The 14,945-nt window shown below is 55.5% G+C and carries 12 protein-coding genes and 6 tRNA genes; 8 read left to right on the top strand and 10 right to left on the bottom strand.

Annotation, left to right across the window (positions count from 1 at the left end):
• Positions 1–3 precede the first annotated feature (3 nt).
• From lepA to rpoE, 5 genes are all read right to left on the bottom strand, one after another.
• Positions 4–1,803 (bottom strand): translation elongation factor 4, encoded by a 1,800-nt coding sequence (gene lepA / locus CPA59_RS16790; RefSeq protein WP_042860728.1) that lies wholly within the window; start codon positions 1,801–1,803, stop codon positions 4–6.
• 261 nt (positions 1,804–2,064) lie between these two features.
• Positions 2,065–2,535, bottom strand: a complete 471-nt coding sequence (gene rseC, locus CPA59_RS16795) for a SoxR-reducing system protein RseC (RefSeq protein WP_107760157.1) — start codon at positions 2,533–2,535, stop codon at positions 2,065–2,067.
• A complete protein-coding gene (gene rseB / locus CPA59_RS16800; RefSeq protein WP_107760159.1) occupies positions 2,532–3,482 on the bottom strand; it encodes a sigma-E factor regulatory protein RseB in 951 nt (316 codons plus the stop codon). The genes rseC and rseB overlap by 4 nt, the downstream gene beginning before the upstream one ends.
• Positions 3,482–4,147 (bottom strand): anti-sigma-E factor RseA, encoded by a 666-nt coding sequence (gene rseA / locus CPA59_RS16805; RefSeq protein ID WP_049854665.1) that lies wholly within the window; start codon positions 4,145–4,147, stop codon positions 3,482–3,484. The genes rseB and rseA overlap by 1 nt, the downstream gene beginning before the upstream one ends.
• 49 nt (positions 4,148–4,196) lie before the next feature.
• Entirely contained in the window at positions 4,197–4,772 is a 576-nt protein-coding gene (gene rpoE / locus CPA59_RS16810) for an RNA polymerase sigma factor RpoE (RefSeq protein WP_022634480.1), read from the bottom strand.
• Between the two features lie 357 nt (positions 4,773–5,129).
• On the opposite strand from rpoE, the gene nadB reads away from it, so the two are divergent.
• On the top strand, positions 5,130–6,731 hold the full coding sequence (gene nadB, locus CPA59_RS16815; RefSeq protein ID WP_049854677.1) for an L-aspartate oxidase: 1,602 nt from the start codon (positions 5,130–5,132) through the stop codon (positions 6,729–6,731).
• A gap of 70 nt (positions 6,732–6,801) precedes the next feature.
• Here nadB and CPA59_RS16820 read toward each other — a convergent pair whose 3' ends face one another.
• Complete coding sequence (locus CPA59_RS16820) at positions 6,802–7,545, bottom strand: tRNA1(Val) (adenine(37)-N6)-methyltransferase (RefSeq protein WP_107760161.1); 744 nt, start codon at positions 7,543–7,545, stop codon at positions 6,802–6,804.
• 134 nt (positions 7,546–7,679) lie between these two features.
• Between CPA59_RS16820 and srmB the strand changes: the two genes are divergently transcribed.
• Positions 7,680–9,032: an ATP-dependent RNA helicase SrmB gene (gene srmB / locus CPA59_RS16825; protein ID WP_038666687.1), complete on the top strand. Its 1,353-nt coding sequence runs from the start codon at positions 7,680–7,682 to the stop codon at positions 9,030–9,032.
• 234 nt (positions 9,033–9,266) lie between these two features.
• Here the strand turns inward: srmB and grcA are convergent, their stop codons facing one another.
• Positions 9,267–9,650: an autonomous glycyl radical cofactor GrcA gene (grcA, locus tag CPA59_RS16830; RefSeq protein ID WP_033569543.1), complete on the bottom strand. Its 384-nt coding sequence runs from the start codon at positions 9,648–9,650 to the stop codon at positions 9,267–9,269.
• Between the two features lie 429 nt (positions 9,651–10,079).
• On the opposite strand from grcA, the gene ung reads away from it, so the two are divergent.
• Positions 10,080–10,766, top strand: coding sequence for a uracil-DNA glycosylase (ung, locus tag CPA59_RS16835; protein ID WP_038919897.1), 687 nt, complete (start codon positions 10,080–10,082; stop codon positions 10,764–10,766).
• A gap of 134 nt (positions 10,767–10,900) precedes the next feature.
• Here the strand turns inward: ung and CPA59_RS16840 are convergent.
• Positions 10,901–10,976 (bottom strand) — tRNA-Ala (locus tag CPA59_RS16840).
• 47 nt (positions 10,977–11,023) lie between these two features.
• A tRNA-Ala gene (locus tag CPA59_RS16845) sits at positions 11,024–11,099 on the bottom strand.
• A 273-nt stretch (positions 11,100–11,372) separates the two neighbouring features.
• Between CPA59_RS16845 and CPA59_RS16850 the strand changes: the two genes are divergently transcribed.
• Entirely contained in the window at positions 11,373–12,641 is a 1,269-nt protein-coding gene (locus tag CPA59_RS16850) for an O-acetylhomoserine aminocarboxypropyltransferase/cysteine synthase family protein (protein ID WP_107760163.1), read from the top strand.
• A gap of 90 nt (positions 12,642–12,731) precedes the next feature.
• Here CPA59_RS16850 and gltX read toward each other — a convergent pair whose 3' ends face one another.
• Entirely contained in the window at positions 12,732–14,147 is a 1,416-nt protein-coding gene (gene gltX, locus CPA59_RS16855; protein WP_038919899.1) for a glutamate--tRNA ligase, read from the bottom strand.
• Between the two features lie 318 nt (positions 14,148–14,465).
• On the opposite strand from gltX, the gene CPA59_RS16860 reads away from it, so the two are divergent.
• The 4 genes from CPA59_RS16860 to CPA59_RS16875 all read left to right on the top strand — a co-directional run bounded on the left by CPA59_RS16860 (position 14,466) and on the right by CPA59_RS16875 (position 14,863).
• Positions 14,466–14,541, top strand: a tRNA-Val gene (locus tag CPA59_RS16860).
• A gap of 44 nt (positions 14,542–14,585) precedes the next feature.
• A tRNA-Val gene (locus CPA59_RS16865) sits at positions 14,586–14,661 on the top strand.
• A gap of 43 nt (positions 14,662–14,704) precedes the next feature.
• A tRNA-Val gene (locus tag CPA59_RS16870) sits at positions 14,705–14,780 on the top strand.
• A gap of 7 nt (positions 14,781–14,787) precedes the next feature.
• Positions 14,788–14,863 (top strand) — tRNA-Lys (locus CPA59_RS16875).
• The last annotated feature ends 82 nt before the right edge of the window (positions 14,864–14,945 follow it).

Here is a 14,945-nt window from a genome sequence, read left to right on the forward strand (position 1 = left end):
GGTTTATTTGCTTTCTTTTCCAACATGCAGAATGGCCAAAAACGCTTCCTGCGGCAGCTCGACGTTCCCTACCTGCTTCATGCGTTTCTTCCCTTCCTTCTGTTTCTGCAACAGTTTTTTCTTACGGCTGACGTCACCGCCGTAACACTTCGCCAGAACGTTCTTGCGCAGCTGTTTTACGGTGGAGCGGGCAATAATATGGTTGCCGATCGCCGCCTGAATCGCGATGTCGAACTGCTGACGCGGGATCAGGTCTTTCATTTTTTCCACCAGCTCACGGCCGCGATACATCGAATTATCACGGTGGGTGATCAGCGCCAGCGCATCCACGCGTTCGCTGTTGATCAGCACGTCCACACGCACCATGTCCGATGCCTGGAAACGTTTGAAGCCGTAATCCAGCGAAGCATAACCACGAGAAGTGGACTTGAGGCGATCGAAGAAGTCGAGCACGACTTCCGCCATCGGAATTTCATAAGTCAGCGCCACCTGATTGCCGTGATAGACCATGTTGGTCTGCACACCGCGTTTTTCCACGCACAGCGTGATCACGTTGCCCAGATACTCCTGCGGCAGCAGCATGTGACACTCGGCAATCGGCTCGCGCAGTTCTTCGATATTATTGACCGGCGGCAGTTTGGACGGGCTGTCGACATAGATCACGTCGTTGCCGGTAGTTTTCACCTCGTACACCACCGTCGGCGCGGTTGTGATCAGGTCGAGATCGTATTCACGCTCCAGACGCTCCTGAATGATCTCCATGTGCAGCAGACCAAGGAAACCGCAGCGGAAACCGAAGCCCAGCGCAGTGGAGCTTTCCGGTTCGTAAAACAGCGACGCATCGTTCAGGCTGAGTTTGCCCAGCGCATCACGGAAGGCTTCATAGTCGTCGGAACTGATCGGGAACAGACCGGCGTACACCTGCGGTTTAACCTTTTTAAAGCCCGGCAGCGGCTTTTCAGCCGGTTTACGCGCCAGCGTCAGGGTATCGCCCACCGGCGCGCCCAGAATGTCTTTGATGGCGCACACCAGCCAGCCTACTTCGCCGCATTGCAGCGCGTCGCGGTCCACCTGCTTGGGCGTGAAAATCCCGAGACGCTCGGCGTTATACACCTGACCGGTGCTCATTACCTTGACCTTATCGCCTTTGCGCAGCGTACCGTTCTTGATACGGATCAGCGACACCACGCCCAGATAGTTGTCGAACCAGGAATCGATGATCAACGCCTGCAACGGCGCGTCAGGATCGCCTTCCGGCGGCGGGATCTCGCGCACCAGACGCTCCAGCACATCCGGCACGCCTACGCCGGTCTTGGCGGAACAGCGCACCGCGTCGGTGGCATCGATACCCACGATATCTTCGATTTCCTGGCTGACGCGATCCGGATCCGCGGCCGGCAGGTCAATCTTGTTCAACACCGGCACCACTTCCAGATCCATTTCGAGCGCGGTATAGCAGTTGGCCAGCGTCTGCGCCTCAACCCCTTGACCGGCGTCCACCACCAGCAGCGCCCCTTCACAAGCGGCCAGCGAGCGGGAAACTTCATAGGAAAAGTCAACGTGGCCCGGGGTATCGATAAAGTTCAGTTGATAGGTTTCGCCGTCAGAGGCTTTGTAATCCAGCGTCACGCTCTGAGCCTTGATGGTAATACCGCGCTCGCGCTCCAGATCCATGGAGTCCAGCACTTGCGCCTCCATTTCACGTTCGGACAAGCCACCACAAATTTGAATGATGCGGTCAGAGAGCGTCGACTTACCGTGGTCGATGTGAGCAATAATGGAAAAATTTCGTATATGCTTCATTATAAAAGTTTTTCTACCTTGGTATTTCTGAAATTCTTGCCGAACGGCACGCGCAATGTGATGACAGCCATAGCCACTGTCATATACCTGAATCGCAGCATTCTACATGCCAGACGGTGGAAAACCTAGTCATGGCGCACCGAATCAATTCCTTGATTATGGCAAGGTTGCGAATGAGAAGATGAAAGCAGAGGTAAAAAGTCATTAAAAGCGAAAAATCGGGAGGCGGGCAGGCCAGCCAGCCAGCAAGCCGCCTGCGTTTCAACGCCCCGGCGTCATATCGGTACGCAACAGATTTTCGGGCAAAGAAACCTGCAGAATCACCGGCTGATAACGCTGATTATTGCCGATTTTCGCCGATAAACGCTTTACAGCAGCGAAACTCACCGCCACGCCGGCAAATGCCCCCGCCACGGTCGCCGGTTCGCTGCCCAGCCAGTATTGCATCAAGGCGGCGCCCAGCATCAGCCCCAGCAATGGCAACAGATAAACCAGCATCGCCGAACGCAGCAGGCTTGATTCCGCCAGGCCGATTTCCACCCGTTGACCAGGAAGTAGCGGCTGCGAATACGGGACGGTCAGTTGATGCGTTGCCGCTGCGCCAATCTGGTTCAACACGCCGGTGCCGCAGGACGAGCGAGACTGACAGCTCTGGCAACCGGAGCGCTGTTCACAATGCAACACAGCGATACCGGCCTGCCATGAAACCACCGTGGCCCACTCTTTGATCATGGCTGCGCCTTGAAGATCACGTTATCCGCGATGCGTTTGGCTGTCGCCAGCGGCAGTTCGCCAATCACGGTGATTTCCCGGTTATCCCGCACTTCGGTATGGATAGTTTTACGGCCCAGCGATGCATTCTGGTCAGGATGATTCTCCCCAACCGGGCTGATATTGACGGAAAAACTGAACAATCCATCGCTGTAAAGACGCGATTCCGCCGGACCGGTAACCCCCGGCAGCGGCCGCTGACTGCGTGACACTTCTTCTACGCCAACCGGCAGCCACTCCGTCACCCAGTTGAAATTCGCGGTCGCAGTGGTGGGAATGCTGAGCAGCGGCGGCTGGCTGATCTTATCCATCGGCTTCATGGCAAGCCGCACATTTTTATCCACCGTTACGGAAATCGCCCGGTACTGTTCAAGCAGATCGCCATTCTGATCAAGCAGATCAACCCGCAACGGCAAACGCGACTCGGCATCAAGGCAGACGATATAACTGAAACGGGTGCCGTCCCGGGAGACGATTCTCACCACATCGCCCTGGCTGTCCGCCAGACGAATACGGCCGGTAGGAATAAAATCGTAATAAGCGGACAACCGTTCCACATTGGCAAAAATCAGGGCCGGCAGCGAGTCGACAATATGGTCGCCCGACAGGGTAAACGGTTCGGCATCCGCTTCGAAATAGCTGATGTCGCTGCCGCGCTGAATCACTTCACGCTTCGGCCCGTCCAGATGGATCAGCTCGGCCAGCGTCTCGCCATTTTGCACCGAATGACGGTAGCGTAATGACTCAATGCCCTGCCGGGAAACGCTGATGTAGTAAATCTCGTAGTTCAGTGATCGGCTGGCGCTGCTCATCTGCTGCAACAACGCCCCGGAATCACTTGCCGGGGCGAGGGAGGAATAAGACAGGCTGCCTAACAATATGCATGCGGCAAACCAGGAACGCTTCATTACTGCGGCTGAATTCCTAATGACTGAGTACCAGGCACCTGTACGGCGGCTTGCTGTTGACTCCCCTGCTGTTGCAGTTGGAGCTGATCGGAATGCACGCGGCGTTGCAGTTCATAATCCTGCAACAGCGCATTGATGCGCTCATGCTGCGCCTGCATCTGACGCTGCCCGGTATGCGCTACGCTGTTCTCAGCCGGCACGCTCAGGCTGACCGGAGAAGCTGAACCGCCCATCACAGGCAATGTGCTGAGCGCCGGCGCCGTATCCGCCACACTGTCGCTCATCACATTGCTTTGCTGGTAATGCTGCACACCGACAATCACCGCCAGCGAAACACAAGCCGCCATACCAATCTGCGTCAGATGGCTGGCCAGAGGACGAACCTTGTGCCAGAACGGCAACGCCTGCCAGGTGCGGGGATGAGGCTGGGATTCCGGCACCGCCTGCGGGTTGAACTGCACCGGTTCCTGTTCGAGGGCGGCGGCTACCCGAGCGGCGATATCAATATTCATCAGCGTTTCGCTGACATCGCCCCGCAGAGTGTCACGCACCAGATGGTAGCGCTGCCAGCTTTGCTGCAACTTGTCGTCTTTCGACAAGGCGCCCAGCAGTGCATTGTCCACTGCCTCACCATCCATTAAAGCGGAAAGTTTTTCTTTCTGCATAACTTCACCTTACCTTGTCAAACCCGTCATGAGTAACGTTAAGAACAAGCTAACGCTGAATAAGCGGTTGCACTTTATTATCAATCGCTTCCCGTGCGCGGAATATACGCGAGCGGACAGTGCCGACCGGGCAATCCATGATGGCGGCAATTTCCTCATAGCTCAGCCCATCCAGTTCACGCAGCGTAATTGCCAGACGCAAATCCTCAGGCAATGACTCGATAGTATGGAAAACGATCCGTCGTAATTCCTCAGACAACATTAAGTTCTCAGGGTTCGATATTTCTTTCAACGCGCTGGCATTTTCGTAATTTTCCGCGTCGTTGGCGTCCACATCGCTGGACGGCGGACGCCGCCCCTGAGCCACCAGATAATTCTTCGCCGTGTTGACGGCAATACGATACAGCCAGGTATAAAAGGCGCTCTCGCCACGAAACGATTCCAGCGCGCGATAGGCTTTGATAAACGACTCCTGCACCACATCGGGCACGTCCCCAGCGGGAACGTAACGCGATACCAGGCTCGCCACTTTATGCTGATAACGGACGACCAGTAAGTTAAACGCCTTTCTGTCGCCTTTCTGGACCCGCTCAACCAGCACCTGATCCGCTAACTGCTCGCTCATCCGAGATCATGTCTCCCCAAAACCGTGTCGCCACGCCTAAGCCACGTACTGCCAGCCATATATCTGCAATCGAGCAAGCACCGGGTTGGAGTCTTTTTACGTCATAAAGTTCCGTTGCATGAAGCATTTTTTGCATCCTGCCGGATCCCCGTCGCATACCGCCGTGCCGCCCTCCGGGGTTTTATTCTCATTGCTGCCCCGTACAGCCGCAAAAATCATACGTCAAAAGCCTGCTGCTGGCACCCCGTTCTGCTATTTTGCATCAGTCTTGTTTAATTTATAAAACAAAAAACTGCATTTAAGATAAATTCCGTGCTAAATTCAAAAATACAGTTTTATAAATTAAACAAGACTATTATGTCGCCTCTCAAAGACTACCATTGTGATGTGCTGATCATCGGCAGCGGCGCCGCCGGGTTATCACTGGCGCTGCGTCTGGCGCCTCATGCCCGCGTGATGGTGCTCAGCAAAGGGCCGCTAAGCGAAAGCGCCACCTTTTATGCACAAGGCGGGATCGCCGCTGTGTTCGATGAAACCGACAGCGTCGACGCCCACATCGACGATACTCTGATTGCCGGCGACGGCTTGTGCGACCGGGAAGCGGTATCGTTTATTGCCCGTAACGCCCGTCATTGCGTGCAATGGCTAATCGATCAGGGCGTTCGGTTCGATACCGAAACCGCACCGCACGGCGAAGCGCGCTATCATCTGACGCGCGAGGGCGGTCACAGCCATCGCCGTATCCTGCATGCTGCGGACGCCACCGGCAAAGCGGTGGAAACCACCCTGGTCAGCCAGGTGAGACAGCATCCCAATATCGTATTGCTGGAACGTTGTAATGCAGTGGATTTGATCACCTCCAGCAAGCTCGGCCTGCCCGGCCACAAACGGGTGGTAGGTGCTTACCTGTGGAACAGGGAAAAAGAGCATGTCGAATCGTGCCGCGCCAAAGCCGTCGTGCTCGCCACCGGCGGCGCGTCCAAGGTCTACCAGTACACCACCAACCCCGATATTTCTTCCGGCGACGGCATCGCTATGGCCTGGCGCGCTGGTTGCCGGGTGGCGAACATGGAATTCAACCAGTTTCACCCCACCTGTCTGTACCATCCGCAGGCCCGCAATTTTTTGCTGACCGAAGCGCTGCGCGGCGAAGGCGCCTGGCTGACGCGCCCGGACGGCAGCCGCTTTATGCCAGCCTTTGATAAACGGGCGGAGCTGGCGCCGCGGGATATTGTCGCCCGGGCGATAGACCACGAAATGAAACGACTGGGCGCGGATTGCATGTATCTGGACATCAGCCACAAACCGGCGGATTTCATTACGCAGCATTTCCCTACTATCCATGAAAAACTGCTGTCGCTGGGCCTTGATCTGACCCGCGAGCCGATTCCCATCGTCCCCGCCGCGCACTACACCTGCGGCGGCGTGGTGGTTGACCAACAGGGACGCACCGACCTGGACGGTTTGTACGCGATTGGCGAAGTCAGTTATACCGGCCTGCATGGCGCCAACCGCATGGCGTCCAACTCGCTGCTGGAGTGTCTGGTGTATGGCTGGTCTGCCGCCGGGGATATTCTGCAGCATTTGCCGGAGAAAACACTGGTCGAGTCGCTGCCCAACTGGGACGAAAGCCAGGTGGAAAACTCGGACGAAAGAGTCGTGATTCAGCACAACTGGCACGAACTGCGGTTATTGATGTGGGATTACGTCGGCATCGTGCGCACGACGAAAAGACTGGAACGCGCGCAGCGACGTATCACGCTGCTACAGCAGGAAATCAGCGAGTATTATGCCCACTTCCGCCTCTCCAACAATCTGCTGGAGTTACGCAATCTGGTTCAGGTGGCGGAATTGATTGTACGCTGCGCGCTGGCGCGCAAAGAGAGCCGCGGGTTGCACTATACGCTTGATTATCCGCAGCGAGCGGAAAAGGCGCATCCCACCATCCTGCATCCCTGATGATGAATGCCGGGCCAGCGCCCGGCCGCCTTCTACAAATTCCATGAACACGTTCACATGGATAACAAGCTCACATCGATAAATAAAAATCCCGCGCCAGCGCCTGAAACGACGCCGAATACCGACGGCTGTCGTCACGGATGATTAACGATGTCCGGTCCAGCGTCGTGTGCTGTCGCCCCAACGACAGCAGCACCCGGTTCACCGGCCGGGCCGCATTATCCGCGACGTCAACCCAGGCATCGACATGCCACGCCAGCTGCTGCGCCAGCGTCAGAAAGTTGTCCGCCGCCTGTACCGGCAACACCACACAAAATCGCCCGTCTGACGTCAGCAACCGGCTGGCGCAATCCAGCAACGTCTGATGAGTCAGCGTGGCGGTATAACGCGCCTGCGCACGCTGGGCTGAGGCACAGTCGACGCCGGGGGTAAAATAAGGCGGATTACTGACAATCAGTGAATAGCGCGATGCGGCAGTACGGGCATACGCAAGAATATCGGTCTGATGAATCCGTATACTCTCGGCCCAGGGCGACGCCGCCGCATTGTCTGCCGCCTGCTCGCTGGCGGCGGCGTCCAGCTCTACCCCATCCACCGGAACTCGCCCACCGCTGCGTTGCGCCAGCATCAGCGCAATCAGACCGGAACCGCAGCCGATATCCAGAATCCGCGACTCTTCCCGCAACGGCGCCCACGCACCCAGCAGCACGCCATCGGTGCCGACTTTCATCGCACAGCGGTCGTGCGCCACAAAAAATTGTTTGAAGGTAAAACCACCCGCGCGCAACGCTGGTGTATGCTGCAAAGACGTCATTGTTGTGCCATTTATTGCTGAACCGGGGTTAGCATAGGAGAAACGCCAGCCCGGGAAAAGTGGTCGAGGCCGCTTAAACAGATGAACAACCCCGCCAATGCGTCTATAATCAGCGCCCCGAACAGAGGTAGACCATGACTGCGACCAATTTTTCCGAGTTTGATCTTGACGATAGCCTGCTTGACGCCCTGCGCGACATGGGCTTCAGCCGCCCGACCGCCATTCAGGCCGAGGCTATTCCCCCGGCGATGGAAGGACGGGACGTACTGGGCTCTGCGCCGACCGGAACCGGTAAAACCGCGGCGTATCTGCTGCCGGTATTGCAGCATCTGCTGGATTTTCCGCGTAAAAAATCCGGCCCGCCGCGTATCCTGATTCTGACCCCGACCCGGGAACTGGCGATGCAGGTGGCGGATCAGGCTCGTGCGCTGGCCGCCCACACGCATCTGGACATTGCCACCATCACCGGCGGCGTGGCCTACATGAATCACGCCGAAGTGTTCAGCGAGAATCAGGATGTGGTGGTCGCCACCACTGGTCGCCTGTTGCAATACATCAAAGAAGAGAATTTTGACTGCCGCGCGGTGGAAACCCTGATTCTGGATGAAGCCGACCGCATGCTGGACATGGGCTTCGCTCAGGATATCGAGCATATCGCCGGAGAAACCCGCTGGCGCAAGCAGACCATGCTGTTCTCCGCCACGCTGGAAGGCGACGCCATTCAGGATTTCGCCGAGCGTCTGCTGAACGACCCGATCGAAGTGGAAGCCGAACCGTCACGACGCGAACGCAAAAAAATCCTGCAGTGGTACTACCGCGCCGACGATGTTCAGCACAAAACCGCCCTACTGAGTCACCTGCTCAAGCAGCCGGACGTAACCCGTTCGATCGTGTTCGTGCGTAAGCGCGAGCGAGTGCATGAACTGGTGGACTGGCTGCGGGCGGCGGGCATTGAGTCCTGCTATCTGGAAGGGGAAATGGTGCAGGCCAAACGCAACGAAGCCATCAAACGGTTGAGCGAAGGTCGGGTAAAAGTGTTGGTCGCCACCGACGTCGCCGCCCGCGGGCTGGATATTCAGGACGTCAGCCACGTGTTCAACTTTGATTTGCCGCGCACTTCAGACGTTTACCTGCATCGCATCGGACGTACCGGCCGCGCCGGTCGTAAAGGTTGCGCCATCTCGCTGGTGGAGGCGCATGACTACCTGCTGCTGGAGAAGATCGGCCGTTATCTGAATGAGCCGCTAAAAGCGCGCGTGGTCGATGAACTGCGTCCAACTACCCGAGCGCCGAGCCCCAAAACCACCGGCAAGCCGTCTAAAAAAGTGCTGGCCAAGCGCAAAGAGCTGAAGCAAAAAGAGAAAGAAAAACAGAAAGCGAAGGTCAAAGTGCGCCATCGCGACAGTAAAAATATCGGTAAACGCCGCCAGCCCAGCGCCCAAACGCCGGCGGAGCCGCAGAAAGAAAAACCGGCGGATAACAGCTGAATCAGGCCTGTTGATACGATGATCTGTTGATACAAAAAAGGGAGCCAACCGGCTCCCTTTTCATTATCGGTAAGAAGAACGTGCGTCCTAATGTCACAGCACGTTCCCTTCTTCAAAATCAATCCGCTCCACGCTATCAACCACAGCGACCGGAACTCACTCCCCAGAAAAAACAATGCCGGACACCTTAGGTGACCGGCATTAACCAGACCGTGGTCTTTTTTACCGACGAGCTTACAGGCTTTCGGTAAATGTACGGGTGATCACGTCGCGCTGCTGTTCCGGCGTCAGCGAGTTGAAACGTACCGCATAGCCGGACACACGGATGGTCAGCTGCGGGTATTTTTCCGGATGTTTAACCGCATCTTCCAGCGTTTCACGACGCAGCACGTTCACGTTCAGATGCTGACCGCCTTCGACACGCACTTCCGGTTTGATTTCCAGCGGCACTTCGCGATATTCGAACTGACCCAGATCGCTGACGGCAACGATCTGATCTTCGTTGAAATCGGATTTAGCGCACACGCAACGCGCCTGAGATTTCTCTTCATCCAGCAGCCAGAAAGAGTTAACCAGGGCATTGTTATTTGCTTTGGTGATTTGAATACCTGTAACCATTATTGCCTCCGTTAAGCGGCGTCTTATTGAACCGAATACAAAATCCACGGTTGGTAACAAATCGCCAACGGTATTAACGCCAGCGCAAAACCAACCGAATCTGGCTATCTGTATACCAGTCCTTTCCCAGCCACTCTTTGATATAAGTCAATTTTAACCGGGCATCATTTGGCATGAAATTTATAATCGTTTGTTTTATATCAATTTACGCCAAAAACACGAATGCAATTATTTTTGTAAATTTTAAAAAAAATCAGCAAAAGGCGATTCATCGCCTGCCAAACGCGGTTAATGGTTTTCCCTGTTCAGCTTTGACGGTAAGCTTACCCATCAGGACTGACTAATCAGGCTGCGCTGTCGCCAGATGGCATTCAGGCGACGGCCCACTAGCGCATTGAACTCACTACCGTATTGAACAAAGAGCCTCCCATGACCACTTCCCTGACCTGGCACGACGTGCTGGCCCAAGAGAAAGAACTACCCTATTTCGTCAATACGTTGTCGTTCGTTCATCAGGAACGTACAGCTGGCAAGGTGATCTACCCGCCGCAGAAAGACGTCTTCAACGCCTTTCGTTTTACTGAATTCCACGATGTCAAAGTGGTGATCCTGGGGCAGGACCCGTATCACGGCCCGAATCAGGCGCATGGGCTGTCGTTTTCGGTTCGCCCAGGCGTGCCGGCGCCGCCGTCGCTGGTCAATATCTACAAAGAACTGGCTAACGATATCCCCGGATTTGAAATTCCGTCTCACGGCTTTTTGCAGAGCTGGGCGCAGCAAGGTGTGATGTTGCTCAATACCGTGCTGACGGTGGAAGCAGGAAAAGCGCATTCGCACGCCAATCTGGGCTGGGAAACCTTCACCGACAAGGTGATCGAAAAGCTGAACGCACACCGGGAAGGGATTGTATTCCTGCTGTGGGGATCGCACGCGCAAAGAAAAGGCAGCATTATTGATACGCAGCGGCATCATGTGTTGAAGGCGCCGCATCCCTCGCCATTATCTGCCCACCGCGGTTTTTTAGGGTGCCGCCATTTCTCCAGAACCAATCAGTTGCTGGAACAACAGGGCGATTCGCCGATCGACTGGACACCCCGTTTGCCGGAAAATACGTAATACGCCGCGTCATTGTCTTTGCTGGCTAGAGGCTTTTAGCTTGTCGGAGACAATGACCATAAATTTTGGTGTAAAACGGAAAAAACGGGAGTAAACGTCAGAGAAATAAACAGGATGATACTGCGAAAGGAATTTGGTGGAGCTAAGCGGGATCGAACCGCTGACCTCTTGCATGCCATGCAAGCGCTCTCCCAGCTGAGCTATAGCCCCACACCAGATAATACCGTCAAAAACCAAATCTCTATGGGATGAAGATTTGGTGGAGCTAAGCGGGATCGAACCGCTGACCTCTTGCATGCCATGCAAGCGCTCTCCCAGCTGAGCTATAGCCCCGTATCGACACTGTATCGTGTGAACGGGTCGCATGATATGCAACGCCCCCAACCCTGTCAACGCCAAAATCCATTTATCCGATCAACCGCTGAAAAAGCCGTCAAAGTGCGGTGAGAATGGCAACGTACGGAAAAAAGCCGCGTACTTTCAGGCGTAAAAACCACCGCTAATCAAGCCTGTTTGAGATTAGCTTATGACAAAAAAGTTTTTCTTACTTTTCGCGAAAACCCCAACAATGCGTCACCCCCTTCTATTTGCTGGAGTTTTCCAAACATGAAAGATGCCACTATCGCCCTGCACCACGGTTTTAGCGCCGATCCGGTCACCAAAGCAGTAGCCGTACCCATCTATCAAAACGTCGCGTTTGAATTCGACAATGCGCAGCACGGCGCGGACCTGTTTAACCTCGATGTGCCGGGCAATATCTATACGCGGATAATGAATCCTACCAATGATGTGCTGGAACAACGTTTGGCGGCGCTGGAAGGGGGAATCGCAGCACTGGTGGTTTCCGCCGGCAGCGCCGCTATTACCTATGCGGTGCAGACGCTCACCCGACAAGGCGATAATATCGTGTCGACCCCGCAGCTGTATGGCGGTACTTACACGCTATTTGCCCATATGCTGCCAAGTTTCGGCGTAGAAGTCCGTTTTGCCAGCGATGACTCGCCCGAAGCTATCGCGCAACTGATCGATGACAAAACCCGGTTGGTCTACTGCGAGAGCATCGGCAATCCGGCCGGCAATATCGTCGACATCGAAGCGCTGGCGCATATCGCCCACCAGCATGGGGTACCGTTGGTAGTGGATAACACCGTGGCATCGCCGGTGCTATGCAAGCCGATCCAGTTCGGCGCGGACATCGTGGTGCATTCCATCACCAAGTATGTTGGCGGCCACGGCAACTCGCTGGGCGGCGCGATCGTGGACGCCGGTACATTCCCCTGGCAACAGTATCCGGAAAAATTTCCTGGACTGAATCGGCCTGAGCCGGCTTATCACGGCGTGGTCTATACCGAGACATTTGGTCCTGCCGCCTTCATAGCCCGAGTCCGTACCGTCCCACTGCGCAATACCGGCTCGGCCCTGTCGCCGATGAACGCCTTTTTATTATTACAGGGGTTGGAAACGCTGCCATTGCGCATGGAGCGCCATGTGGAAAACGCCCGTAAGGTTGCGGAATACCTGCGTTCCCATCCTAAAGTAGCATGGGTTAGCTATGCCGGGCTGCCGGAACATCCGCACTACGCGCTGGCGCAGAAATACCTGGGTGGCACGCCATCCGCCATTCTGTCGTTTGGCCTTAAAGCCGGTTACGAAGCGGGCGTGCGGTTTTATGATGCCCTTGGGATCTTCAAGCGTCTGGTGAATATCGGCGATGCCAAATCGCTGGCCTGCCATCCGGCCTCGACGACTCACCGCCAGATGACGCCCGAAGAACAAGCCAAAGCCGGCGTCAAACCGGAAATGATTCGCCTGTCGGTCGGCATTGAAGCCATTGAGGACCTGCTGGACGATCTGGAGCAGGCGCTGAATGCCTGACATGCCAATACACCACCGAATCATCCAAGACAAAAAGCAAAAACCCTGGCAAGCCAGGGTTTTCGTTAACAACAGCATCGTTCGAAGCGATTATTGCTGGGCTTCACGCTCGCTGATAAACGCCAGCGCCCGCTCGATGCGCGTCAGCGTACGCGACTGACCAATGGCATGCACCGTCACATCAACGCCCGGAGACTGGCCGGCGCCGGTTACCGCCACACGCAACGGCATCCCGACTTTCCCCATCCCTTGCTGCAGCTCGTCAGCCGTGCCCTGAATGGCATGGTGGATATTTTCCGGCGTCCAGTCGGTGATGGCCGCCAGCTTGTCGCGCACCAGTTCCAGCGGTTGACGCGCTACCGGACGTAGGTGTTTCTTCGCCGCATCGGCGTCAAACTCGGCGAACTCTTCATAGAAGTAACGGCAGGACTCGGCGATTTCCTTCAGCGTCTTGCAACGTTCACCCAGCAACGTCACCAGTTCGCTCAGTTGCGGGCCGGTACGGGTATCGATGCCCGCCTGTTCGATGTGCCAGGACAAATGGGTCGCCACATATTCCGGCGGCAGGTGATTAATATAGTGGTGGTTCAGCCACTGCAGCTTCTCGGTATTGAACGCACTGGCGGATTTGCTGACGGCATCCAGCGAGAACAGCTGTTTCATCTCATCAATAGAGAAGATTTCCTGATCGCCGTGAGCCCAGCCCAGACGCACCAGATAGTTGAGCAGCGCTTCCGGCAGGTAGCCGTCGTCGCGATACTGCATCACCCCCACCGCGCCGTGGCGTTTGGACAGTTTCTTGCCGTCATCGCCCAGGATCATGGAAACGTGCGCGTATTCCGGCACCGGCGCGCCCAGCGCTTTAAGAATATTGATCTGCCGCGGCGTGTTGTTGATATGGTCTTCACCGCGAATAACGTGGGTGATGCCCATATCCCAGTCATCGATCACCACACAGAAGTTATAGGTCGGCGAGCCGTCGGTACGACGGATGATCAGGTCATCCAGTTCAAGGTTGCTGAATTCGATAGGACCACGAATGCGATCATCAAAGACAACCGAACCGTCTTGCGGGTTACGGAAACGCACCACATGCGGTTCATCATCCGCGTGATGTTCGTGGGAGTCGCGGCAACGGCCGTCATAACGCGGCTTATCGCCGTCAGCCATCTGTTGCTCGCGTAGGGCTTCCAGACGCTCTTTGGAACAATAGCATTTATACGCCGTGCCATTTTCCAGCATCTGATCGATAACCGCGTTATAGCGGTCAAAACGTTTGGTCTGATAGTACGGGCCTTCATCCCAGTCCAGATTCAACCAGTTCATGCCATCCATAATGGCGTCAATCGCCTCTTTGGTCGAACGCTCCAGATCGGTATCTTCAATACGCAGAACAAACTCGCCGCCGTGATGACGGGCAAACAACCAGGAATACAGTGCGGTACGGGCACCGCCAACGTGAAGATAACCAGTCGGGCTGGGCGCAAAGCGGGTTTTGATTTTCATTGGGATTACGGCCTTCATTAGACAGCAACGGTCGGTCAACACCAACCAGGATTCCGGACTGTGCCCCGCCATCAAGGGTGAGCGCTGTCAGCGCGCGACACAGCCTGCTTAAAGTGGGCAATATTCTATCACTCCACCCCGATTCCTCAACGCTATAACCGCGTCGACTCAAGCCTAACTCCGGTAAAATGCGCAGGGATTCAACGATAACGCCCATAAATACGGCATATCGACTAATTTTACAACGAACGACTATTTTCGTTTTAAAAAGCGTTGACTCATATTCAAGTATCCCTATAATGCGACTCCACACAGCGGGGGTGATTAGCTCAGCTGGGAGAGCACCTCCCTTACAAGGAGGGGGTCGGCGGTTCGATCCCGTCATCACCCACCACTCTTTAGAGTGCCGCGCTGTGTAAAGTAAGAAGAATTGAGATTGGGTGATTAGCTCAGCTGGGAGAGCACCTCCCTTACAAGGAGGGGGTCGGCGGTTCGATCCCGTCATCACCCACCATTCTCATACCAGCGGTCTTCTTATGACAATGAAGTACAGAAGTGGGTGATTAGCTCAGCTGGGAGAGCACCTCCCTTACAAGGAGGGGGTCGGCGGTTCGATCCCGTCATCACCCACCACTTCTGCGGGTCGTTAGCTCAGTCGGTAGAGCAGTTGACTTTTAATCAATTGGTCGCAGGTTCGAATCCTGCACGACCCACCAATTACCTCGACCAGTCCGGTCATTTTCCTCAAGAATCATGAAGACCGCGTGCGCTACCGCGCAGGGTAATTCCTATTTCTCG

Source organism: Dickeya sp. Secpp 1600, from assembly GCF_003049805.1.
Lineage (GTDB): Bacteria > Pseudomonadota > Gammaproteobacteria > Enterobacterales > Enterobacteriaceae > Dickeya > Dickeya fangzhongdai.

Coding starts and splice junctions, on each gene's coding strand:
- CPA59_RS16820 (WP_107760161.1), bottom strand. CDS start 7,545: ATGACGTCTTTGCAGCATACACCAGCGTTGCGCGCGGGTGGTTTTACC.
- nadB (WP_049854677.1), top strand. CDS start 5,130: ATGTCGCCTCTCAAAGACTACCATTGTGATGTGCTGATCATCGGCAGC.
- grcA (WP_033569543.1), bottom strand. CDS start 9,650: ATGGTTACAGGTATTCAAATCACCAAAGCAAATAACAATGCCCTGGTT.
- srmB (WP_038666687.1), top strand. CDS start 7,680: ATGACTGCGACCAATTTTTCCGAGTTTGATCTTGACGATAGCCTGCTT.
- rpoE (WP_022634480.1), bottom strand. CDS start 4,772: ATGAGCGAGCAGTTAGCGGATCAGGTGCTGGTTGAGCGGGTCCAGAAA.
- rseC (WP_107760157.1), bottom strand. CDS start 2,535: ATGATCAAAGAGTGGGCCACGGTGGTTTCATGGCAGGCCGGTATCGCT.
- gltX (WP_038919899.1), bottom strand. CDS start 14,147: ATGAAAATCAAAACCCGCTTTGCGCCCAGCCCGACTGGTTATCTTCAC.
- rseA (WP_049854665.1), bottom strand. CDS start 4,147: ATGCAGAAAGAAAAACTTTCCGCTTTAATGGATGGTGAGGCAGTGGAC.
- lepA (WP_042860728.1), bottom strand. CDS start 1,803: ATGAAGCATATACGAAATTTTTCCATTATTGCTCACATCGACCACGGT.
- CPA59_RS16850 (WP_107760163.1), top strand. CDS start 11,373: ATGAAAGATGCCACTATCGCCCTGCACCACGGTTTTAGCGCCGATCCG.
- ung (WP_038919897.1), top strand. CDS start 10,080: ATGACCACTTCCCTGACCTGGCACGACGTGCTGGCCCAAGAGAAAGAA.
- rseB (WP_107760159.1), bottom strand. CDS start 3,482: ATGAAGCGTTCCTGGTTTGCCGCATGCATATTGTTAGGCAGCCTGTCT.